Source organism: Stenotrophomonas maltophilia, from assembly GCF_047782825.1.
Taxonomy (GTDB): Bacteria; Pseudomonadota; Gammaproteobacteria; order Xanthomonadales; family Xanthomonadaceae; genus Stenotrophomonas.
This window is the reverse complement of record NZ_CP180589.1, coordinates 513713-532671: the sequence shown is the minus strand read 5'-3', so window position 1 is coordinate 532671 and position 18959 is coordinate 513713. Positions and strand designations below refer to the sequence as shown.

At 67.2% G+C, this 18959-nt stretch carries 20 protein-coding genes; 7 read left to right on the top strand and 13 right to left on the bottom strand.

Annotation, left to right across the window (positions count from 1 at the left end):
* Positions 1-9 precede the first annotated feature (9 nt).
* Entirely contained in the window at positions 10-621 is a 612-nt protein-coding gene (locus ACM2ZB_RS02495; RefSeq protein ID WP_416057290.1) for a GNAT family N-acetyltransferase, read from the top strand.
* On the opposite strand, the gene ACM2ZB_RS02490 is transcribed toward ACM2ZB_RS02495, so the two are convergent.
* Positions 618-1397 (bottom strand): CDP-diacylglycerol diphosphatase, encoded by a 780-nt coding sequence (locus tag ACM2ZB_RS02490; protein WP_313442796.1) that lies wholly within the window; start codon positions 1395-1397, stop codon positions 618-620. The two genes, ACM2ZB_RS02495 and ACM2ZB_RS02490, sit on opposite strands and share 4 nt — an antisense overlap.
* A gap of 79 nt (positions 1398-1476) precedes the next feature.
* Complete coding sequence (locus ACM2ZB_RS02485; protein WP_416057289.1) at positions 1477-2163, bottom strand: decarboxylase; 687 nt, start codon at positions 2161-2163, stop codon at positions 1477-1479.
* Between the two features lie 167 nt (positions 2164-2330).
* On the opposite strand from ACM2ZB_RS02485, the gene ACM2ZB_RS02480 reads away from it, so the two are divergent.
* Both ACM2ZB_RS02480 and ACM2ZB_RS02475 read left to right on the top strand, forming a co-directional pair.
* Entirely contained in the window at positions 2331-2627 is a 297-nt protein-coding gene (locus ACM2ZB_RS02480; RefSeq protein ID WP_416057288.1) for an I78 family peptidase inhibitor, read from the top strand.
* Positions 2628-2632: 5 nt separating this feature from the next.
* Positions 2633-3304: a M949_RS01915 family surface polysaccharide biosynthesis protein gene (locus tag ACM2ZB_RS02475; protein ID WP_416057287.1), complete on the top strand. Its 672-nt coding sequence runs from the start codon at positions 2633-2635 to the stop codon at positions 3302-3304.
* Between the two features lie 10 nt (positions 3305-3314).
* On the opposite strand, the gene ACM2ZB_RS02470 is transcribed toward ACM2ZB_RS02475, so the two are convergent.
* The 7 genes from ACM2ZB_RS02470 to ACM2ZB_RS02440 all read right to left on the bottom strand — a co-directional run bounded on the left by ACM2ZB_RS02470 (position 3315) and on the right by ACM2ZB_RS02440 (position 11150).
* Positions 3315-4199, bottom strand: a complete 885-nt coding sequence (locus ACM2ZB_RS02470) for a hypothetical protein (protein ID WP_416058606.1) — start codon at positions 4197-4199, stop codon at positions 3315-3317.
* A gap of 52 nt (positions 4200-4251) precedes the next feature.
* On the bottom strand, positions 4252-5952 hold the full coding sequence (dld, locus tag ACM2ZB_RS02465; RefSeq protein WP_416057286.1) for a D-lactate dehydrogenase: 1701 nt from the start codon (positions 5950-5952) through the stop codon (positions 4252-4254).
* The gene (lldD, locus tag ACM2ZB_RS02460) at positions 5949-7088 is read right to left on the bottom strand and encodes an FMN-dependent L-lactate dehydrogenase LldD (protein WP_416057285.1); all 1140 of its coding nucleotides are present in this window, start codon (positions 7086-7088) and stop codon (positions 5949-5951) included. The genes dld and lldD overlap by 4 nt, the downstream gene beginning before the upstream one ends.
* 18 nt (positions 7089-7106) lie before the next feature.
* The gene (gene lldR / locus ACM2ZB_RS02455; RefSeq protein WP_416057284.1) at positions 7107-7871 is read right to left on the bottom strand and encodes a transcriptional regulator LldR; all 765 of its coding nucleotides are present in this window, start codon (positions 7869-7871) and stop codon (positions 7107-7109) included.
* Positions 7872-7924: 53 nt separating this feature from the next.
* Positions 7925-9583 carry an L-lactate permease gene (gene lldP, locus ACM2ZB_RS02450; protein WP_416057283.1) on the bottom strand — a complete coding sequence of 553 codons (1659 nt, stop codon included), beginning with the start codon at positions 9581-9583 and terminating at the stop codon, positions 7925-7927.
* Between the two features lie 235 nt (positions 9584-9818).
* Complete coding sequence (locus ACM2ZB_RS02445; RefSeq protein WP_108765423.1) at positions 9819-10268, bottom strand: MgtC/SapB family protein; 450 nt, start codon at positions 10266-10268, stop codon at positions 9819-9821.
* Positions 10269-10391: 123 nt separating this feature from the next.
* Positions 10392-11150 carry an SDR family NAD(P)-dependent oxidoreductase gene (locus ACM2ZB_RS02440; protein WP_416057282.1) on the bottom strand — a complete coding sequence of 253 codons (759 nt, stop codon included), beginning with the start codon at positions 11148-11150 and terminating at the stop codon, positions 10392-10394.
* 105 nt (positions 11151-11255) lie between these two features.
* Here ACM2ZB_RS02440 and ACM2ZB_RS02435 point away from each other — a divergent pair, with 105 nt between their 5' ends.
* The 3 genes from ACM2ZB_RS02435 to ACM2ZB_RS02425 all read left to right on the top strand — a co-directional run bounded on the left by ACM2ZB_RS02435 (position 11256) and on the right by ACM2ZB_RS02425 (position 13374).
* Positions 11256-11609 carry a hypothetical protein gene (locus ACM2ZB_RS02435; RefSeq protein ID WP_416057281.1) on the top strand — a complete coding sequence of 118 codons (354 nt, stop codon included), beginning with the start codon at positions 11256-11258 and terminating at the stop codon, positions 11607-11609.
* Positions 11610-11699: 90 nt separating this feature from the next.
* Positions 11700-12653, top strand: a complete 954-nt coding sequence (locus tag ACM2ZB_RS02430; protein ID WP_416057280.1) for a helix-turn-helix transcriptional regulator — start codon at positions 11700-11702, stop codon at positions 12651-12653.
* A gap of 256 nt (positions 12654-12909) precedes the next feature.
* Positions 12910-13374 carry an SMI1/KNR4 family protein gene (locus tag ACM2ZB_RS02425; RefSeq protein WP_416057279.1) on the top strand — a complete coding sequence of 155 codons (465 nt, stop codon included), beginning with the start codon at positions 12910-12912 and terminating at the stop codon, positions 13372-13374.
* Positions 13375-13532: 158 nt separating this feature from the next.
* Here ACM2ZB_RS02425 and ACM2ZB_RS02420 read toward each other — a convergent pair whose 3' ends face one another.
* From ACM2ZB_RS02420 to ACM2ZB_RS02410, 3 genes are all read right to left on the bottom strand, one after another.
* The gene (locus tag ACM2ZB_RS02420) at positions 13533-15443 is read right to left on the bottom strand and encodes a CocE/NonD family hydrolase (protein ID WP_416057278.1); all 1911 of its coding nucleotides are present in this window, start codon (positions 15441-15443) and stop codon (positions 13533-13535) included.
* A 198-nt stretch (positions 15444-15641) separates the two neighbouring features.
* The gene (locus tag ACM2ZB_RS02415) at positions 15642-16028 is read right to left on the bottom strand and encodes a DUF4440 domain-containing protein (RefSeq protein WP_416057277.1); all 387 of its coding nucleotides are present in this window, start codon (positions 16026-16028) and stop codon (positions 15642-15644) included.
* Entirely contained in the window at positions 16028-17386 is a 1359-nt protein-coding gene (locus ACM2ZB_RS02410) for an MFS transporter (RefSeq protein WP_416057276.1), read from the bottom strand. The genes ACM2ZB_RS02415 and ACM2ZB_RS02410 overlap by 1 nt, the downstream gene beginning before the upstream one ends.
* A 105-nt stretch (positions 17387-17491) precedes the next feature.
* On the opposite strand from ACM2ZB_RS02410, the gene ACM2ZB_RS02405 reads away from it, so the two are divergent.
* Positions 17492-18385: a LysR family transcriptional regulator gene (locus ACM2ZB_RS02405; RefSeq protein WP_416057275.1), complete on the top strand. Its 894-nt coding sequence runs from the start codon at positions 17492-17494 to the stop codon at positions 18383-18385.
* 25 nt (positions 18386-18410) lie between these two features.
* Here the strand turns inward: ACM2ZB_RS02405 and ACM2ZB_RS02400 are convergent, their stop codons facing one another.
* Complete coding sequence (locus ACM2ZB_RS02400; protein WP_416057274.1) at positions 18411-18800, bottom strand: hypothetical protein; 390 nt, start codon at positions 18798-18800, stop codon at positions 18411-18413.
* Between the last annotated feature and the right edge of the window lie 159 nt (positions 18801-18959).

Genomic DNA, 18959 nt, shown 5'->3' with positions numbered 1-18959 from the left:
GTTCCCCGCATGTGCATCGACTCCATTCCCAACCCCTACCCGACCCTGCACCCGGTGCTGCGCCGCCACCTGCTGCATCTGGCCCACGGCTCCATCACTTTGCGCAGCCTGCACCGCAACGACCTGCCGGCCTGGCGCAGGCTGTGCGAACAGCGCCATCGCGGCTGCGCCGTCGACTGCGGCCCCGATGCGGACGTGCAGGTGTTCATCGGCATCCAGCGCTCACGCCTGCAGCAGGACAACGACCAGCTGCTGCTGGGCGTGTTCGACCACAGCAGCCACGAACTGCTCGACCAGATCGGCGTGCGCCTGCAGTCCACCCTGCGCCGCAGCGCTGAACTGCAGCCCTTCTGCCCTGTGCACTGGCACGACCCGGAACGTTTCGGCCACACACTGCAGGCGCTGTGCCCGTTCCTGTTCGAACAGGTCGGCCTGCAGCGGGTGTACATGATGCTGCCACCACGCGACGAGGCAGGCCTGGCTAAGCCCCTGCAGGCGCTCGGCTTCCAGAACGAAGGGCTGCTGCGCGATCATCATCCCGGCATGCACGGCTGGGAGGACCGCCACATGTACGCCCTGACGGCACCGGTCTGGCGCCGCCGGCAGCGCCTGCCGGCCTAGCGCACGCGCTCCAGCGCGGAACCGGCACCGGTCAGCACGCTGCAGGCATGGTCCTGCAGCTCTTCCGAACTGGCGTCATTGCCGGTGGCAGGGTCAAGCCGGGTTGCCAGCAGGATGAAGCCCGGCCCGCCCTGCACGTCACGGTGGCCGGCCACCAGCAGGCTCCAGTTGCCCACGTCGGCCGGCCCGCTGAGGTCGTAGGCCAGCAGGTTCAGCGGATTGGCGGTCAGTTCCGCGCCGGGCAGCAGGCGCGCCTGGTACTGATGCCCGCGCAACGGCACGGGCAGCGGTGCCCAGCGGGTGCCCAGCGCCGCATCGTGGTCGGCCAGTGCCTGCACCACATCGGCGCGCAGGCAATCGACATGGATGTGCAGCTGGTGCTGCGAACGCCCGTGCGGCGAATTCAACGCAAGGCTGGCCACCTCGCGTGGCAGCGGCTGCGCCAGGGCCTGCTGGGTGTGCGTGCGCGCCTGCCACGCCGCAGCGAAGTAATTGGGTACGCCACGGCGGTACAAGGCCTGGCTTTCAATGCCGCTCACCTTGTCCAGCGGCATCAGCAGGAACTGGTAGTCGCCATGCGAATCCTTGACCAGCACATCGCGGCGGTCCGCCTCGGCCTGCACCTGCAGGCAGGCGCCGCGCGGGCCTTGCGCGCCCTGGCAGTCGCGCTCGATCAGGCGCCAGAGTGCATCGGAATGGGCCGGCGGCGGAGGCGGCGCACTGGCGCAGGCAGCCAGGGTGGTCAGGGACAGCAACAGCAGGGGGCGCAAGGACACGGCAGCAACTCACATGGACAGGCGCGACAGACAGCGCCGCCCGCCATTGTAGGGTCGTGCCCGCCCGCCGGGGCGCCGGTCAGTACGTGCCGAACGGCACTTCCACGACCTTCGGCGCGGCATGCGACGGTGCCTGCAGGGTGTAGCGGTCCAGCGCACCATCATCATCGGCATGCGGCAACCGCTGGAACTGCAGCCGGTAGTGCGTGTCGCCCAGGCGCAGGCCAGCGCCCTCGGCTTCCAGCGCTGCGCCTTCGGGCAACAACAGCCCACCCAGATCGCTGTAGGCCCCGGCCACATCGGTGAACCCGTAGTCGGCCAGCTCGTCCACCCGCTGCATGGCATATACATGGGGCACATAGGGCCGGGCCGGGCTGCGGCCATTGCTCAGGTCATCCACCCCGGCCTGCGACAGGTGGTACTGCTCGCGCAGCGCGGCCACGCCCAGCGACGGGCTGGCGACCTGCAGGCAGCACACGGTGCGCCGACCTTCGCGGTCGAGCACGGCGAAGCGGTCACCGCGGGTGGCTGCCTGGGGCAGCAGGCCGAAGGCCAGGTTGCGCTGGGCCGGCACGTAACCGGCTTCGGTCTGCAGGTTGCGCCAGGCACCGAACACGGCATCCTCGCCCGGCACGGGCGTTGCGGCGGGGCCGTCGGCCGTGACCGGGGTCACCGTCGCCGCCGAAGCGGTCGCCACGCCCAGCCATGACAGCAGCAGCGCCGCGATGGCCAGCCTGCCCTGCACCCGTGCAACACCTGCCTTCATACCCTGCCCAGCACCTGCGCCGGAATGGCCCGGCCTGCCCGCCGGCACCACGCCGCACGTCCCTTCACTATGCATCGCCCACGCAGTGCCAGCAATGACCGTACCGCTGCCGGGCATGCAGCGGACAGTGCTATGGTGCCGCCATTGTCCCGACATGGAGCGCCCGCATGACCGCCATCCGACTGTCCCTGTTGCTTCCGGCTGCGGCCCTGCTGCTGTCGGCCTGTGTCAGCACGCCCGGCCCGCAGGTCAAGGGCAGCGGCCACTGCGATGCCAGCCAGCTGGGCTGGGCCGTGGGCCAGCCGGCCAACGAGGCGAACATGCGCCGCCTGTCCAGCGAAAGCGGTGCCGGCCTGGTCAACCCGATCGGCCCGAACACCATCACCACCAAGGACATCCGCCCGGACCGCCTGCGCGTGTTCGTGGACAAGGACAACATCATCACCGCCGCACGCTGCGAGTGACGGCCATGCGGCGCTGGCTGCTGCTGTGCACGGTGGCCGCGCTGGCCGCCTGTTCGCCGGCCCCGCCGGCGCCTGCACCCGCGGTGGCGGACGGGCCGGTCACCGGGCTTCGCCACCTGCCCGCCTTGGCCGACCTGGCCTTTGCCCACCTGCCCGGTGACAGCCTGCAGAAGCAGCTGCACGTGCGTGACATCGACGGCGAATCCTTGCTGCTGCTGACCCGCGAGCAGGGTACGACCGTCGATGACGACGGCGAGGATGTGGATCGCATCACCCTGCAGGCCACGCTGTTCCGGCGCGACAATCCCGATGCCGCGTGGGCGCAGGCATGGCAGCAGTCCGCAGTAACCGACTGCCCCGGCCTTGATCTGGATGCAGGCTACTTCCTCGGCCAGACGACCGCCGACGACCTGCTTGGCGATGGACGTGCTGCCTTCACCATTGCCAGCCACGCCTTCTGCGGTGGTGGCGTCGATCCGCATGGCCTGCAGCTGATCGTGCTGCAGGGCGGCCAGGCCTACCAGGCCGACGGCGAGTCGCTGCTGGATGTTCCGGGCCAGGCGCCGGAAGGCGGGCAACGCCGCGACAGCGCCAACGTGGCTGCGGCCCCGGTGCAGGTGCGCGCCCAGCTGGATACCGTCTGGCAGCACCTGCTGCGCGCACCCACCGAGGGGTGATGCGCGTGGCTCAGGGTTCGGTATAGCCGCTGCAGTCGGGCAACGGCTGGTCCGGCAGATAGCTGCCGGACGCGATGCGGAAGGTGCGCGCAAAGGTGCAGGCCGGGTCCTGCTCGGTGCGCAGGTCCTTCTTCTTCAGCGGGCCCTTGGCCAGTGAATCCTCCTGCCGCGATACGCCGGCGGGGAAACGCGTGGCCACGGTCTGGTAGCGCAGCGCGGGCATGCCCGCTGCCGCCGTATCCAGGCCCAGCTTCGCAGAGAACGCATAGTTGTCATGGCAGGCGCCACTGCGCTGCTTCATGTCCTGTTCGCTGAAACAGGCGCGGATCATCGCGTTGCCTTCCCACGGCACGGTCAGCAGGTTGGTGTCGACCTGGATACCCTCGTCCAGGTGGCGCACACGTGCCAGCTGCAGGACGGACGCACTGGCGCCACCGCCGGAGTAGCTGGTGCGCGTAGCGACGATGCCACCGACCAGCACGCTCTGCCGGGCGCGCTGCTGCGGATCAGCCACTGCCGGGTCGGTGCCCACGCCGGGGGCCAGACGGATGATCCACGGCCACAGCGACAGTTCGCCGTCTTCCGGCACATTCATCACCGCCCGGTAGGAGGAAGGCTCGTCCGGGCCGGGCCGCTTCTCGATCACCTCGAACGCCCGTGCCCAGTCGCCCTCGCCCGGCGATGGCTCGACACTGAGGCACCAGTCGCGATCGGCGGTGCAGTGGAACAGGCGCTGCTGCCCGTTCTCATCTTTGCGCAGCACCTGGCCCAATGGCTCCATGACATTGCCTGCGGCGTCCCGCTGCTGCGGCAGCACCGACGCCTGTGCCAGCGCCCACAAGGGCGTGGCCAGCAGCAGCGCGCCCAGTGTGGCGGGGGTGATCGTATTCTGCATCATGTCGGTGGCGCTCCGTCGCGTCCCTGCGGAACACCGATGATAGCGACCCTCACCCGCAATCGCAGCCACCCCAGCCGGCTACCTTCGAGGTCTGGCCGATGCCGGGGTTGAAGGTGTTGCTCGGGTCCAGCTGCCGGTAGAAACCCGCCAGTGCCGGCTTGGCCGGATACAGATGGCCGACATTGTGCTCGGCCGGGTACTCGGCGCCGCGCTGGTCCAGCAGTGCCCACATCGCATGCTCGATCGCCGTCGGATCTTCACCCTTGCGCGCGATGTAATCCTGATGGAACACATGGCAGAGGAAGTGCCCGTAGTACAGCTTGTGCAGCAGGCGCTGGTCGATGTCGGCCGGCAGCTGCTCGAACCAGTCGGCGTCATCGCGGCGCAGGGCAATGTCCAGCGCCACGATGTCCTGCACCTGGTCACGGTGCACTTCGCGGTAGCGCACCGCGGCACCGGCCACGGCGAAGCGGTGCAGGAAAGCCTTGCGCCCTTCTTCGGGCGTGCAGCGGAAGAAACCGCCTTCGTGATTGGCAAAACACTCGCGCAGCCAGGTTTCGGTGATGGCGGCATCCTGCGCGGAGACCTTCAACAGCAGGTGGTGCTCGTAGCGCTGGCGGAACTCGCCCATGCGTGCGGGCAGGTGCGAGGGCAGCAGGCCGGTCAACGCCTGCATCATCCGGTCGGTCACCCCACGCAGGCCCCACCGCTCGAACCAGCCATCGACCCGGCTCTTCAGCGCGAACGCGGCCGGCACACGGGCGGTGCCAAGGCGGTCGATCAGCAGGAAGGTGTCCTTGCCGTAGCGTTCGCCGATGTCATAGGCATCACGGTGGATGTACTCCCCGGCAATCGGCAGGCGCTCGAACCCGGTCAGCAGCTGGCGGCGGATCGCGGTCAGCGTGGCGGTGCGGTTGCTGCCGACATAGAAGACCTCGGCGGGCTCCTTTTCGAAGGTATCCAGGCGCACCGCGAATACGGCCAGCTTGCCGGCCGAACCGGCGGCCTCGTAATGGCGGCTGGGATCGGCATTGAAGCGTGCCGGCGTATCGGCATCCACCCGCCGCACGTCCTCGGCATACCGCGGATCGGACGCGGCGCGACCGCCGCCATCGCCTACATCGGCTGCGCGGTAGTCGCCGGCCTGCAGGCGCTGCAGGATCTGTTCGGGGGTGTCGCCCAGAGCGATGCCCAGGTGGTTGACCAGCTGCAGTTGGCCCTGCGCATCCACCTGCGCGTACAGAGCCAGTTCGGTATAGGCCGGGCCCCGGCGCACCAGTGCGCCACCGGAGTTGTTGCAGACACCGCCCAGCACCGAGGCGCCGATGCAGGATGAACCGATCACCGAATGCGGCTCGCGGCCCAGCGGTGCCAGGGTCTGCTCCAGACGATCCAGCGTCGCCCCCGGCAGGCACAGCACCTGCCGGCCTTCGTCCAGCAGCTGGATGCCGGTCAGGCGCAGCGTGCTGACCAGCACGATCGGGCGCCCGTAGTCATCGCCATCCGGGGTGGAGCCGCCGGTCAGGCCGGTATTGGCGGCCTGCAGGATGATGGCCGCCCCACCCTGCACTGCCGCCTGCAGCACCCGCCACAGTTCCAGCAGCGTGCCGGGGCGCACCACCGCCAGCACGGGGCCATCGCCGAAGCGGTAACCACGGCGGAAACGGCGGGTGGCCTTGTCGCCAGTCAGCACGTGGCGGTTGCCAACGGCACCACGCAGCTGCGCCAGCACGGTCTGGGGGCCGCTCATGGCAGGCTGGCCAGCGAGTCGCGGCCGATATCGGCAATGCGGCGCGCGCCGGTCAGGGTCATCGCCACGCGCATCTCCTTGGCGATCAGGTCCAGCAGGTTGGCCACGCCTGCCTCACCCTGTGCGGCCAGGGCATACACGAAGGCACGGCCCAGCAGCACGGTGTCGGCACCGAGGGCCAGCATGCGCACCACGTCCAGGCCGTTGCGGATGCCCGAATCGGCCAGGATCTTCAGGTCGCCCTGCACTGCATCGGCAATGGCCGGCAGTGCGCGCGCGGTGGACAGCACGCCATCGAGCTGTCGGCCGCCGTGGTTGGACACCACGATGCCGTCGGCACCGAACTTCACCGCATCCCGTGCGTCGTCCGGATCGAGGATGCCCTTGATCACCATCGGGCCCTTCCAGAATTCGCGGATCCACTCCAGGTCCTTCCAGGAAATGGACGGATCGAAATTGCTGCCGAGCCAGCCGATGTAGTCCGCCAGCCCGGTCGGGTTGCCCCGGTAAGCGGAAATGTTGCCCAGGTCATGCGGGCGACCGAGCAGGCCCACATCCCACGCCCAGTGCGGGTGGGTGATGGCCTGGCCGATGCGGCGCAGCGCGGCATTCGGGCCGCTCATGCCCGAGTGTGCATCGCGGTAGCGTGCGCCCGGCACCGGCATGTCCACGGTGAACACCAGGGTGGTCACGCCGGCCGCCTGCGCGCGCTCCAGCACGTTGCGCATGAAGCCGCGGTCACGCAGCACGTACAGCTGGAACCACATCGGCCGCTGGATGGCCGGCGCCACTTCCTCGATCGGGCAGACCGACACCGTGGACAGGGTGAACGGAATGCCACGGCTGTCGGCCGCACGCGCCGCCTGCACTTCGCCACGGCGGGCATACATGCCGGTCAGGCCCACCGGAGCCAGCGCCACCGGCATCGCCAGCATCTCGCCGAACAACTCGGTTTCCAGGCTCAGGTCGGACATGTTGCGCAGGATGCGCTGGCGCAGCGCGATGTCGGACAGGTCGGAAACGTTGCGCTTCAGCGTGTGCTCGGCATACGCGCCGCCATCGATGTAGTGGAACAGGAACGGCGGCAGCCGGCGCTCGGCTGCGGCGCGGTAATCGGTGGAGGCGGAAATGATCATGGGGTCAACCGGGAGTAATCAGCCATGCGGGGAAGGTAGACGCGACGCCCGTGCACGCCGGGCTTCGTTGTCATCGAGCGTGCGCAGGGTGGTGTGCACGAACTCAAGGTGGGCATGTGCGGCGCCACGCGCACGTTCGGGATCACCGGCCAGCACTGCATCCATCATTTCGCGGTGCTGGTCGGACAGCGGCGAAAAGGTCTTCGCCGAGGTGTAGAGCTTTTCGCGGCTCTGCGAGATGTTGGTCTGCAGCAGCTCGAACAGGCCGCGCATCACCTGCAGCAGCACCAGGTTGTGCGATGCCTCGGCAATGGAAAGATGGAACGCCGCATCGGCTTCGGCCTCGCCGGCCGGGTCATCCTTGCCGTGTGCATCCATCATGGTCTGGAAGGCCTGGGCGATGCGTGCACGGTCCTCATCGGTGGCACGCAGTGCGGCGTGCCAGGCGGTGGCGCCTTCCAGTGCGTGGCGGATCTCCAGCACGTCGAAGCGATACTCCGGGTCGCCCTGGAACAGCGGCAGGTACGGCGCCAGTGGCTCATCCAGTGCCTGCCGCGCGCGCGCCGCAGGTTCGGCCACATAGGTGCCGCCACCCACGCGGGCGGTCAGCAGGCCCTGGCTTGCCAATTGCGCGATGGCCTCGCGCAGGGCGGTGCGCGAGACCCCCAGCTGCACCGCCAGGGCGCGTTCGGCCGGCAGCCGGTCACCCGGCTGCAGCCGCTGTTCCTGCACCAGGCCGCGCAGCTGCGCGGCCACCTTGTCCGAAATACGTTGCGTGCTCATGGCGCCATTGTGGCCCGAAGCGCGTAACAGAGGGTCAGGCCGCGCGGCATGGCTCAGGGAATCATCCAGGTCAGCCAGTAGGCCTGGGCCAAGGTGATCAGGCCGACCATCGCGGTGAACACCAGGCTGTGCTTGACCGTGAACCGGAACAGGTCCGATTCCTTGCCGGCCAGGCCCACTGCCGCGCAGGCGATGGCGATGGACTGCGGCGAAATCATCTTGCCGGTCACCCCGCCGGTGGTGTTGGCCGCCACCAGCAGCACGTCGGACACGCCGATCTGCTGCGCCGTGGTCGCCTGCAGCGCCGAGAACAGCGCGTTGGAGGAGGTATCCGAGCCGGTCAGGAACACGCCCAGCCAGCCCAGGAACGGCGAGAAGAACGGGAACGCTTTGCCGGTGTGGGCCAGGGCCAGCGCCAGCGTGGCCGACAGCCCCGAGTAGTTGGCAATGAAGGCGAAGGCCAGCACCATGCCGATGGAATAGATCGGCACGCGCAGCTCGCGCACTGTTTCGCCGAAGGTCCGCACGGCGGCCTTGGCCGGCATGCGCAGGGCGATGATGGCGATGACCGCGGCGAGGATGATCGAGGTGCCGGTGGCGGAGAACCAGTCGAACTTGTAGACCGCTTCGTAGCTCAGCGGGGCCGGCACGATCGGCGGCATCTTCTGCACCATCTGGTCCAGACCGGGCACCGGAAGCTTCAGCACCCAGCCTTCCAGCGCACCGCCGGTGGCGAACAGCGCCTTGAACGGCTTGATGCTCCACAGGGTGACCATGGCGGTGAGGATCAGGAACGGCGACCACGCCTTGGCGATCTGGCCCAGGCGGTAGCGCGGGGCTTCCAGTGCCTGCGCGGCGGCCTCGGCGCTGGTTTCGGTATCGAAACGGAAGATGCGCACCGGCTTCCAGCGGCGCAGGAACAGGGTCAGGCACACCAGCGACGCCAGCGACGCGGTGATGTCCGGCAGTTCCGGCCCGATGAAGTTGGAGGTCAGGTACTGGGCAATGGCGAACGAGCCACCGGCCACCAGCACTGCCGGCCAGGTTTCCCGGATGCCGCGCCAGCCATCCATGATCGCCATGATCCAGAACAGCACGATGAGGGTGAGGAACGGCAGCTGGCGGCCGGCCATCTGGCCGATCTCGAATGCATCCAGGCCGGTCACCTGCCCGGCCACGATGATCGGAATGCCCATCGCCCCGAAGGCCACCGGCGCGGTGTTGACGATCAGGCACAGGCCCGCCGCATACAGTGGCTTGAAGCCCAGCCCGACCAGCAGCGCGGCGGTGATCGCCACCGGCGCGCCGAAGCCGGCCGCGCCTTCCAGGAAGGCACCGAAGGCGAAGCCGACCATCAGCATCTGCAGGCGCTGGTCCTCGGTGACCGACAGGATCGAGGCGCGGATGATGTCGAACTGCCCGGTCTTGACCGAGACCTTGTAGAGGAACACCGCGCCGATGATGATCCAGGCGATCGGCCACAGACCGTAGACGAAGCCATAGCCCGCCGCGCCCAGCGCCTGCGCCAGGGGCATGCGGTAGAACAGCAGCGCAACACCCAGCGCGATGGCCACGGTGATCGTGCCGGCCAGCCAGCCCTTCATGCGCAGCACGGCCAGGGCGATGAAAAAGAACGCGATCGGCAGCAGCGCGATCAGGCTGGACAACCACAGGTTGCCGGCGGGGTCGTACAGGTGTTGCCAGGGCTGCATGGAGGCTCTCGACTGGGGGCGGGTTCACCACCGCAGGGGTGGGTGGTCGTGGGCCCCATCATTATTGGTCGTACCACTAATGAGCGCATGGAGCCACTGGACGCAGATTGAACCGCCGATTGTGCGAAGAGCCTATTAGACCATAGGGCTAGAATGAATTATTGGTACGACCATTATTGAGCTGGGCCCGGAGTCGGCCCCCCGAAGGGGCACCGACCCCGCCCACCCACTCCCCTCAGAGTTTCTTCTCCACCCGCCGTATCACCGCCAGCACCAGTACGCACAGCACGCTCACGCCGATGGCGATCACATACTTGCCAATGCCCACGGCAATACCGATGGCGGCAGCCATCACCAGTGAACTGGCCGTGGTCAGCCCACTGACCTGGTCCTCGCGGTTGCCGCGCAGGATGGTGCCGGCGGCAACGAAGCCGACGCAGGCCACCACCGCCTCGATCAGGCGCACGGGATCAACCTGCAGCAGGTCGCGGTAGCGCTCCTGCTGGAAATGTTCGGCCACCGAATCCCCCAGGCCGACGATCAGCGCCGCCGCCCCGGCGATCAACATATGGGTGCGCAGGCCCGCCGCGTGTTTACCCATCTCGCGTTCGACGCCCAGCACGCCACCGAACAGCATCGCTGCGGCCACGCGCAGCAGGATCGATACATCCTGGGTAAGTTCCATCGGCAGGCTCCGGAAGTTTCCCGGAGCGTCGCGCGGGGTGCGTGGGACCACGGTGAAGACGGCCCCACGGCCGGTTCACCCGGCAACACCGGGCACAGGCCCGGTGTCCCTGCCTTCAGCGCATCACTGCGCCAAGTAGCCGCCGTCGATCGCGTAATAGGTGCCGGTCGCGAACGAAGCATCATCGCTGGCCAGCCAGGCCACCAGCGCAGCCACTTCCTCCGGCGTGCCCAGGCGCTTGAGCGCATGGCGCCCTTCCAGCGTCGCGCGCACCTTCGCATCCATCTTGTCCAGCAGCGGCGTGGCGATGAAGCCCGGGCCGACCGCATTGATGCGGATGCCATCGGGTGCATGTTCCCAGGCTGCGGTCTGGGTCAGGCCGACCACACCGTGCTTGGCCGCGACATAGGCGGTGGAACCGGCGTAGCCCACCTGGCCCAGGATCGAGGCCATGTTGATGATGCTGCCGCCCTTGCCCGCCGAACGCATCGCCTGGATCTGCGCACGCTGGCACAGGAACACACTGGTCAGGTTCACATCGACCACCCGCTTCCAGCCATCCACCGGGTAATCGCCGCTGCTCGCGGCCGGGCCACCGATGCCGGCGTTGTTCACCGCTACGTCAATGCCACCCAGCTCCTTCACTGTGCGCTGCACGGCGGCTTCCACCGCGGCCTCATCGGTCACGTCCAGGGCGATGCCGATCGCCTGCACGCCCGTGGCCTTCAGCGCCTGCACGGTGGCATCCACGGCGTCCTGCTTCAGATCCCACACCGAAATGCTGGCGCCGGACGCGGCCAGCAGTTCGGCCACGGCCAAGCCGATACCGGATACACCACCGGTCACGATCGCCGTTTTTCCATTAAGCCGGTAATCAATCATCTTTGGTCTCCATCTGTTGGGTTCGACTCGGACAGATTCGTCCGACACCGCCGACACTACGCCCTTCTTCGTGACGAAAGCGCTGCATGCGTGATACTTGTGCGCATGCCCGCCGCAGAAACCTCCATGCGTACAGCCTGCGTTCCGCTTTCTGCCGATGCCGAACGGCGGTTGGATACCGACTCCTGCCTGCCTGGCGACCTGTATGAGGTAATGCTCAGCGATAGCACGATCGATCTTCTGTTCGACAGCGGCTTCCTCACCACCCTCAATACCCGGTTCGGCCTGCACCTGGACCTCTACGAAGACGAATCGATCACCCATCCCGAGCAGTTACAGTACGCACGCGCATTGCTGCATGGCCTTCAACTTGGCCGTAAATGTCAATCGATTGACCCGCTGGATATCGCATTCGGGCTGGCATTGGAGAAAATGACAGGGATCTATTTCTTCCTCTGAAAGCGCAGGACCGATCCGCGCTGCAGGTGCACGATGGAACGTGCGGGCCACCGGTCGCCGCACCCATCTCCCATGGTTGAGCGCCGAGCGATGTCCCGATATTTCACCTTTGCCGACTACCGCCGTTTTGGCCAGCGCCACGGCTATGACTACCGTGCCGATCCAAGTCAGCTGCGCGACGAACAGTGGGCCGGTCACGGCGACCTGCACGAACAGACCCTGCGCGGGGGCATGAGCCTGCTTGCATCGGATGTGCACAACCGCATCGCCTATACCGCCACCGCGCACGAACGGCCCGGCCTGGTCATCCGCGTGATGCTGCAGGGCCAGGTCGAGGTGCAGGTTCCCAACCGCAGTGACTTCAGCCTGCGCGCAGGCACCGCAGTGACCACCAGCCACCGCGACCATGTGGCAATGGTCGGCGTCCATCCGGGCAATACGCGCCTGCGGGGCATCAGCCTGATGGTGCCAGCCGATCTGGACCCGGACCTGCTGCAGCAACCGCAATTGCAGCGGGCGGTGGGTTCACACATGGAATGCAGGCATTGGGCGATTCCGCACACGATGCTGCCAAGCCTCGCACAGCTGTTCGACAGCCCCTGGCAGAACGACCTGGATGCGCTGTGGCGTGAAGGCATTGCCCTGCAGCTGCTGTCCACCGGCCTGCAGGCCGATGACCTGCACGCCGACAGCACGCGCCTGCTGCGCGCCGGCCAGCTGGCCCGACTGGAACGTGTGCGGGCTTTCCTGCACGACGATCCCAGCCACGCCCACAGCCTGGTGGAACTGGCCCAGCTGGCCTGCATGAGTCCCAGCTCGCTGCGCCGCCACTTCGTGCAGCAATACGGGTGCTCGGTGTTCGACTACCTGCACGAACAACGCATGCACCACGCCGAACGCGGCCTGCGCGAACACGGCTGGAGCGTTGAACAGGCGGCGGACGCCACCGGCTACCGTCATCCCAGCAACTTCGCCGCCGCCTTCCGCAAGCGCTTCGGTCTGGTTCCCAGCCGCTGGCGCACCGGTCCCTCGAAGGTAGGCTGACGTGCTCTGGCAGGTGTCGGCCCTGGTCGACACGTTCTCGCATGGCATGCCGGCCAGCGGCCGGCACTACCGCCGGGCATGGTCCGACGCTACCGACATCGCTCGACCCCCGCCTTGGTGGGTGTCTACCTGGTCGACACGCTCTGGCCTCGCCCGCCGTTGACAGCGATCATAGCCGTCGGGATCTGTCGCGCGTCCCCCTTGCCGCTTGCGACACGCAACGCCACAGTGATACGACTGATTGAAGGGAATCCACATGGACCACCGGGATCGAGCCAACCTACCCGACCTTATTCGTGCCATGCAGAGTCGATGGCTGCAGGAAGTGGGCGCACATGCGGACGACCTGGGCAAGCTCCAGGAGCACTGGCCCAAGGAAACGATTCCCGAAGAATTCCTGCAGTTTCTGCGTTGGTCAGATGGCGGCCGCTGCGTGTTCCCTTTTGCCTACCTCGACTTATGGCCAGTCGCCAGCATCATCACGCTCAACGATCATTACCTGATCCGTCGTTACCTTGGTGACGCATTCATGGGCATCGGGACAGATGGAGGATCGACGCTGATCGCGCTTGATCTTCGTGTACCCCGCCACGGACAGGTGACATCATTCGATCTGGGCAACCTGGATATCAGCCAGGGCAAGCCCGTTGCGGAATCCGTTGGCGACCTGTTCCAGCGACTCGACAACGGGCTGCTGACGAGCGATAGCCTTCAGCCCTGACCTGCACGGTTCCACCCTGGTAGGTGTCGACCTTGGTCGACACGTTCTCGCATGGCATGCCGGCCAGCGGCCGGCACTACCCCATCCGCCGGGCATGGCCCGGCGCTACCGCTCCGCGTTGCCGGCCAGCGGCCAGCACTACCGCGCCATTTCCCGCCTCAGTACACCGGCAGGTCGACGTAGCTCGCCTGCGCGGCGCTGTGCCACACCCGCTGCGTGGCCTTCTGGTAATCGCCCGGCTTGGCCAGGTAGATGTTCGGCACGTAGGTCTGCGGGTTGCGGTCATACAGCGGGAACAGGCTGGACTGCACCTGCACCATCACCCGGTGCCCCTTCTGGAACACATGGTTGGCATTGGGCAGATCAAAGCGGTACGGCAGCACCTGGTTGGCCGCCAGCGGCTTCGGATCGCTGAAACTCTCCCGATAGCGCCCACGGAAGATCGCCAGCGACACCGGCAGCTCATAGCCACCCATTTCCGGCGTCGACGCTTCCTGGTCCGGGTAAACGTCGATCAGCTTCACCACCCAGTCGCTGTCGGTGCCACTGGTGGACGCCTGCAGATGCACCACGGGCGCGCCGCCGATCCGCAGCGGCTCGGCCAGCGGTTCGGTGATGAAGGTCAGCACATCCGGACGACCATCGACAAAACGCTGGTCCTTCACCAGCCACGTGGTCCACATGTCACGGTCGCCGAAGCGCACCGGACGCGGCACGAACGGCACCGGCTTGGCCGGGTCGGACACGTATTCCTCGAAGTCACCCTCGCCCGCTGCCGGCGCCTGGAAGGCCAGCTTGCCACCGGCACGCAGGTACAGCGGCTTGCTCGCTACGGTGCAGTCCTTCTGGCAGCTGCGCGGCCAGCCCTGCAGGCGGTCCCAATGGTTCTCACCGGTGTTGTAGATCAGCACCGGCGGCGTATCGGCCTTGGGCGCGCCGTCCACCAGGTACTGGTCGAAGAACGGCTTGAGCACGTCGCGGCGGAACTGCAGTGCGGTATCGCCGTCGAACTTCAGCGCACCCAGCGTGTCACCGGTGTAGTTCACCTGGCTGTGCCGCCACGGGCCCATCACCAGGTAATTGTGGGTATTGCCGGTGTCGCGGCCTTCCATCGCCTGGTAGGCATGGTTGGCGCCCCACATGTCTTCCTGGTCCCACAGGCCCTGCAGCCACATGGTCGGCACCTTCAGCGGGGTCTTCGCCATCACCGCATCCAGCGCCTGGCCCTGCCAGAAGCCATCGTAGGCCGGGTGCTGCACCAGCTTCTTCCACCAGGTCAGCTGGTCCACGCCGGTGAAGCGTGCGTAGTCACCGGCCGAACCGATGTGCAGGAAGGTGCTGTAGTCGTCGTAGCCCAGGCTGGGCAGCGGCGTGCCCTTGCCGCGCTTCTCGGTCTGCATTGCGAAGTAGTTGAAATTGACCTGGCGGAAGGCCCCGTAGTTGAGCCAGTCGTCGCCCATCCAGCCATCGACCATCGGGCTCTGCGGGGCGGCCACCTTCAGCGCCGGATGCGGGTCGGTCAAGGCCATCACCACGGTGAAGCCTTCGTACGACGAGCCCAGCATGCCGACCTTGCCGTTGCTTTCCGGCACGTGTTTCACCAACCAGTCGATGGTGTCCCATGCATCGGTGGAGTGGTCGACCTTGGTGTTGTTCAACGGCCCGCGCAGCGGCCGGGTCATCACATAATCGCCTTCCGAACCGTACTTGCCCCGGATGTCCTGGAACACGCGGATATAGCCGCCATCGACGAAGACTTCATCCCCCTGCGGCAGCAGGTCGCGCATGCGCGGCGAATCGCTGCGGCTGGCACGGCCGGCAGCATCGTAGGGCGTGCGGGTCAGCAGGATCGGGGCATTGTGCGCGCCCTTGGGCACCACGATCACCGTGTACAGCCTGGTACCGTCGCGCATCGGCACCATCACCACGCGCTTGTCGTAATCGCGGCCGACATCGGGCGCAATGAAAGGCTTGCCGCTGATGTCCGGGGTCATCGGCGGGGTGTCGGCGGCCAGCACGGTGCTGGACAGGCTCAGGGCGATGGCAACTGCTACGGCACGCACATGCATGGACGACCCCTCGGGCAGGAAAGTCCCAAGCGTACTCCTGCCCCGGCGGGTGAAGTGTGTGCAGGCTTTGCGTTCTGCGCTCTTTGGGGGCAGGACTGATGGCACATGTGCCAGCCGTTGTAGAGCCGAGCCCACGCTCGGCTGAGACCACCGCGGGCCGCCCCAGAAGCAGCCGAGCGTGGGCTCGGCTCTACAAAGTCAGGTGCTTGCCACCTCATGCAGCGCCAACCAGCGCCAGCGCCCCTGCTCCTGCCGCAGCACTGCCAGGGATTCCCGCCACGCCACCGCCCCCTCAGCCACCGCATGCCCTTCGCGATAGCGCAGCACCGCCAGCGGTGACGGCGCCTCGATCACCTGAACGGCGTCGATGGCAATGCGCAGCCCTGGACGTGCCCCATGCCCGCCCACGAACAGCGCCTGCACGGCCTGCCGGTCCAAGCGCCGCCCGGCAATGCCAACCATGCTGAAGTCCGTACAGAAGTGCGCCATCAGATCGTCCAGCGCCTCGCTGCCAACCTCGGCGCGGAACCAGGCCTGCAGTTTGTCGTGCAGATGATGGATTTCATGTTCGGCAGTGTGTTGCATCAGGCATTCTCCGGTTGCGGACGGGTGAGTGGCTGCGAGCGGTGCAACAGCACCATCGGCAGCAGGGTAAGGAAAGCGGCCAGGCCCAGCGCCACGCCGGTGGCCCGCGCCGGCAGCCATTGCATGGCCAGCGCCAGCAGCAGCGCGATGGCGGCGGTGCCAAGACAGAAGCTGAGCTGCCGGTTGAGATTCCACAGCGCGCTGGCATCACCCAACGCCTCGCCCTCCACGCCATTGAAGGCCAGCGTCTGCGCCGTGCTGCTGCACAGGCTGCCGCCGGCCCCCATCAGCGCGAACAGCAGCGCCGCCGGCGCGAACGAAGGCTGCGGCAGCAGCGCCATCAGCAGCAGACCACTGGCCTGCAGCAGCATCCCGCCGCGCAGTACTGCCGCAGGACCGAAGCGGGCGAGCAGCCACCGGCTGCCGGTGATCGCCACGGCCGAGGCCAATGCCCATGGCAACATCAGCGCGCCGATGCGCGCGGCACTGTATCCGGCCTGGTGCAGTTGCAGCGTGCTGGCCAACTGGCTGCCGATGAACACGCCAGGCACGGCCAGGTAGACCAGCATCGCCAGCCGCAGCCCCCGATGGGACAGCAGCGACCAGCGCAGCAGCGGCTGTGCCTGCCACCGCGCATGCCGCAGATGGGCGGTCGCCAGCACCAGCGCCAGCAGCAACAGCATCGCACCGGCAATCCGGTGGCCGGGCTCACCCAACCAGGTCAGCGCCAGCAGCAGCACGCCCAGCGCGCTCATCGCCGTGGCCAGCGCATAGGTCTGCAAGCGGGGTGCAGGGCGTTCACCATCGATCGGCATCCAGGCCAGCACCAGAGCCATCGCCGCCAGTGCCAAGGGCAGGCTGGCCCACAGCACACCCCGCCAGGACAGCCACTGCACCAGCAGCCCACCCAACGCTGGCGCCAGCGCCGGTACCAGCAGGGCCACCAGCAGGATGCGGCGGGTCAGCGCGCCGCGCTGCTCCGGGGTGCATTGCCGGTACGCTGCAGCCTGCGCGACCGGTATCAGCAGACCGCCTGCAAGACCCTGCAGCAGCCGCCAGCCCAGCAGCCAACCGATGCCCGGCGCGGCACCCGCCAACGCCGCCGCCACCGCGAACACCAGCAGGGCCCCCAGCAGCAGGCGCCGCTCGCCACAGCGCGCGGCCAGCCACGGTGCCAGCGGGATCACCACGCTCAGGCCCAGCATGTAGGCCGTGCCGACCCAGGCCAGGGTACCGATGTCAGCGTGCAGCTCGGCCGCCAGTGCCGGGTAGGCCACCGTGGCGATGAACATGTTGACCAGGTCCAGGGCGAACACCAGCAGGAAGATCGCCTCATGGCGCAGGCGGGGGGACGGCATCGGCGGTGCTCCAGCGGGGAAGCGGCCAGCATGCCCGTGCGCTCCTGTTGAAAAAACACGACGACAGCAGCAACACTGTCAAATCTTCTTTGACAATGATCCACCATGGTCAGCCTCGATCGCTTCGATATCTTCCGTGCCGTGGTCGAGGCCGGCAGCCTGACCGCCGCCGCCGAGCGCCTTGGCCTGAGCCGTGCGGTGGTCAGCTTCAACCTGAAGCGGCTGGAGCAGGAGCTGGGCGTGACCCTGCTGTTGCGCAGTACCCGCCACCTGGCGCTGACCGAGGCCGGCGAACAGTTCCTGCAGCACTGCGTGCAGGCGCTGGACGCCGCACAGGCGGCGATCGATGCCGCACGCCGCGACCAGCATCAGCTGCAGGGCGTACTGCGCCTGACCACCACTCCGGAATACGCGCAGCTGCGGCTGATTCCAGCACTGGAAGCCTTCCGCACCCAGCATCCGGCGCTGGTACTGCACCTGTCGACGTCGCCGGCACCGGCCGATCTGATTCCCGAACGCTTCGACCTGGCCATCCGCCTCGGCCGCCTGCCCGATTCGCAGCTGCACGCCACTGAACTGGAGCGGCACCCGTTGTGCGCAGTCGCCGCTCCGGCATTGCTGGCGCGTCTGGAGTCAGCGGAGGGTGTAGATGATCCAGTGCAGCTGGGCACCCTGCCCCGCCTCGGCTATCCGCGCCTGGCCGATGTACCGGTGGTCGCACCGGACGGCAGCGATGCCCTGTTCGCCACCAACCCCGGCAATGCGGTGGTGCGCGTGGATGGTGCCAGCAGCCTTCGCGCATTCGCCGTATCCGGCGCCGGCGTCACGGTACTGCCGCGCTGGCTGATCGAGGACGACCTCGCCCACGACCGCCTGCGGCCGGTGCTGCGCCACCATCGCTTCCCGCAGCAGAGCGTGTACGCGGTGTACCCGCACAGCACGCAGCCGTCGCCCAAGGTGCGGCAGCTGATCGATTTCCTTCGCGGGTGGTTTGGCTGAGGAGGCAGATCTGCAAGCCTTCGCATCAGGCTCGCTGGAGCCGTCTCCGGGCTGACGCCGCCACCATCTCATCTGGGTCGACAGAGAGCAGCTCCAGAATCCCTTTGGGCACTTTTGGATTACAGGCGATACGATGCCGGACAGTTGCATCGGAATCCTGTGCCAAGCGAGACATAAGCACACCACTCAGCCGGCGCTTGCACGCGATTGTCCAGCGAACGTCCACGTCATCGCTGGCGGCCAGCTGTTCGATGATGGGTTCGGGAATCGTCTTGTTCCCGGCGACACAGCGCGCCAGATCAGGGTAGGTGGAAAGGATCTCGCGCCACGTCTGATCGTCGGCCCGCTGCCAAGCGAACGAAGTATCCGACTCGACTTCGCACAACTGTTTGAATTTCGATGCGCTGATGGTCATTTCCGGCTCACTCTATGGAAACCAGCCAGTATTGGCTGACAGGAAAGGATCCTCCAGCGCCAGAAACGACAACCTGCTCAAGGACCCTCGCGTGCCTGAATGGCTCCTTCCCGGCGAGCGCAGCGGCACCCCGTAAACAAACACGGCCCCTTGCGGGGC

What these genes read in the sequence shown, in the direction of transcription:
- ACM2ZB_RS02495 (WP_416057290.1), top strand. Translation starts at nt 10, where the DNA reads ATGTGCATCGACTCCATTCCCAACCCCTACCCGACCCTGCACCCGGTG.
- ACM2ZB_RS02485 (WP_416057289.1), bottom strand. Translation starts at nt 2,163, where the DNA reads ATGAAGGCAGGTGTTGCACGGGTGCAGGGCAGGCTGGCCATCGCGGCG.
- ACM2ZB_RS02480 (WP_416057288.1), top strand. Translation starts at nt 2,331, where the DNA reads ATGACCGCCATCCGACTGTCCCTGTTGCTTCCGGCTGCGGCCCTGCTG.
- ACM2ZB_RS02475 (WP_416057287.1), top strand. Translation starts at nt 2,633, where the DNA reads ATGCGGCGCTGGCTGCTGCTGTGCACGGTGGCCGCGCTGGCCGCCTGT.
- ACM2ZB_RS02470 (WP_416058606.1), bottom strand. Translation starts at nt 4,199, where the DNA reads ATGCAGAATACGATCACCCCCGCCACACTGGGCGCGCTGCTGCTGGCC.
- dld (WP_416057286.1), bottom strand. Translation starts at nt 5,952, where the DNA reads ATGAGCGGCCCCCAGACCGTGCTGGCGCAGCTGCGTGGTGCCGTTGGC.
- lldD (WP_416057285.1), bottom strand. Translation starts at nt 7,088, where the DNA reads ATGATCATTTCCGCCTCCACCGATTACCGCGCCGCAGCCGAGCGCCGG.
- lldR (WP_416057284.1), bottom strand. Translation starts at nt 7,871, where the DNA reads ATGAGCACGCAACGTATTTCGGACAAGGTGGCCGCGCAGCTGCGCGGC.
- lldP (WP_416057283.1), bottom strand. Translation starts at nt 9,583, where the DNA reads ATGCAGCCCTGGCAACACCTGTACGACCCCGCCGGCAACCTGTGGTTG.
- ACM2ZB_RS02445 (WP_108765423.1), bottom strand. Translation starts at nt 10,268, where the DNA reads ATGGAACTTACCCAGGATGTATCGATCCTGCTGCGCGTGGCCGCAGCG.
- ACM2ZB_RS02440 (WP_416057282.1), bottom strand. Translation starts at nt 11,150, where the DNA reads ATGATTGATTACCGGCTTAATGGAAAAACGGCGATCGTGACCGGTGGT.
- ACM2ZB_RS02435 (WP_416057281.1), top strand. Translation starts at nt 11,256, where the DNA reads ATGCCCGCCGCAGAAACCTCCATGCGTACAGCCTGCGTTCCGCTTTCT.
- ACM2ZB_RS02430 (WP_416057280.1), top strand. Translation starts at nt 11,700, where the DNA reads ATGTCCCGATATTTCACCTTTGCCGACTACCGCCGTTTTGGCCAGCGC.
- ACM2ZB_RS02425 (WP_416057279.1), top strand. Translation starts at nt 12,910, where the DNA reads ATGGACCACCGGGATCGAGCCAACCTACCCGACCTTATTCGTGCCATG.
- ACM2ZB_RS02420 (WP_416057278.1), bottom strand. Translation starts at nt 15,443, where the DNA reads ATGCATGTGCGTGCCGTAGCAGTTGCCATCGCCCTGAGCCTGTCCAGC.
- ACM2ZB_RS02415 (WP_416057277.1), bottom strand. Translation starts at nt 16,028, where the DNA reads ATGCAACACACTGCCGAACATGAAATCCATCATCTGCACGACAAACTG.
- ACM2ZB_RS02410 (WP_416057276.1), bottom strand. Translation starts at nt 17,386, where the DNA reads ATGCCGTCCCCCCGCCTGCGCCATGAGGCGATCTTCCTGCTGGTGTTC.
- ACM2ZB_RS02405 (WP_416057275.1), top strand. Translation starts at nt 17,492, where the DNA reads ATGGTCAGCCTCGATCGCTTCGATATCTTCCGTGCCGTGGTCGAGGCC.
- ACM2ZB_RS02400 (WP_416057274.1), bottom strand. Translation starts at nt 18,800, where the DNA reads ATGACCATCAGCGCATCGAAATTCAAACAGTTGTGCGAAGTCGAGTCG.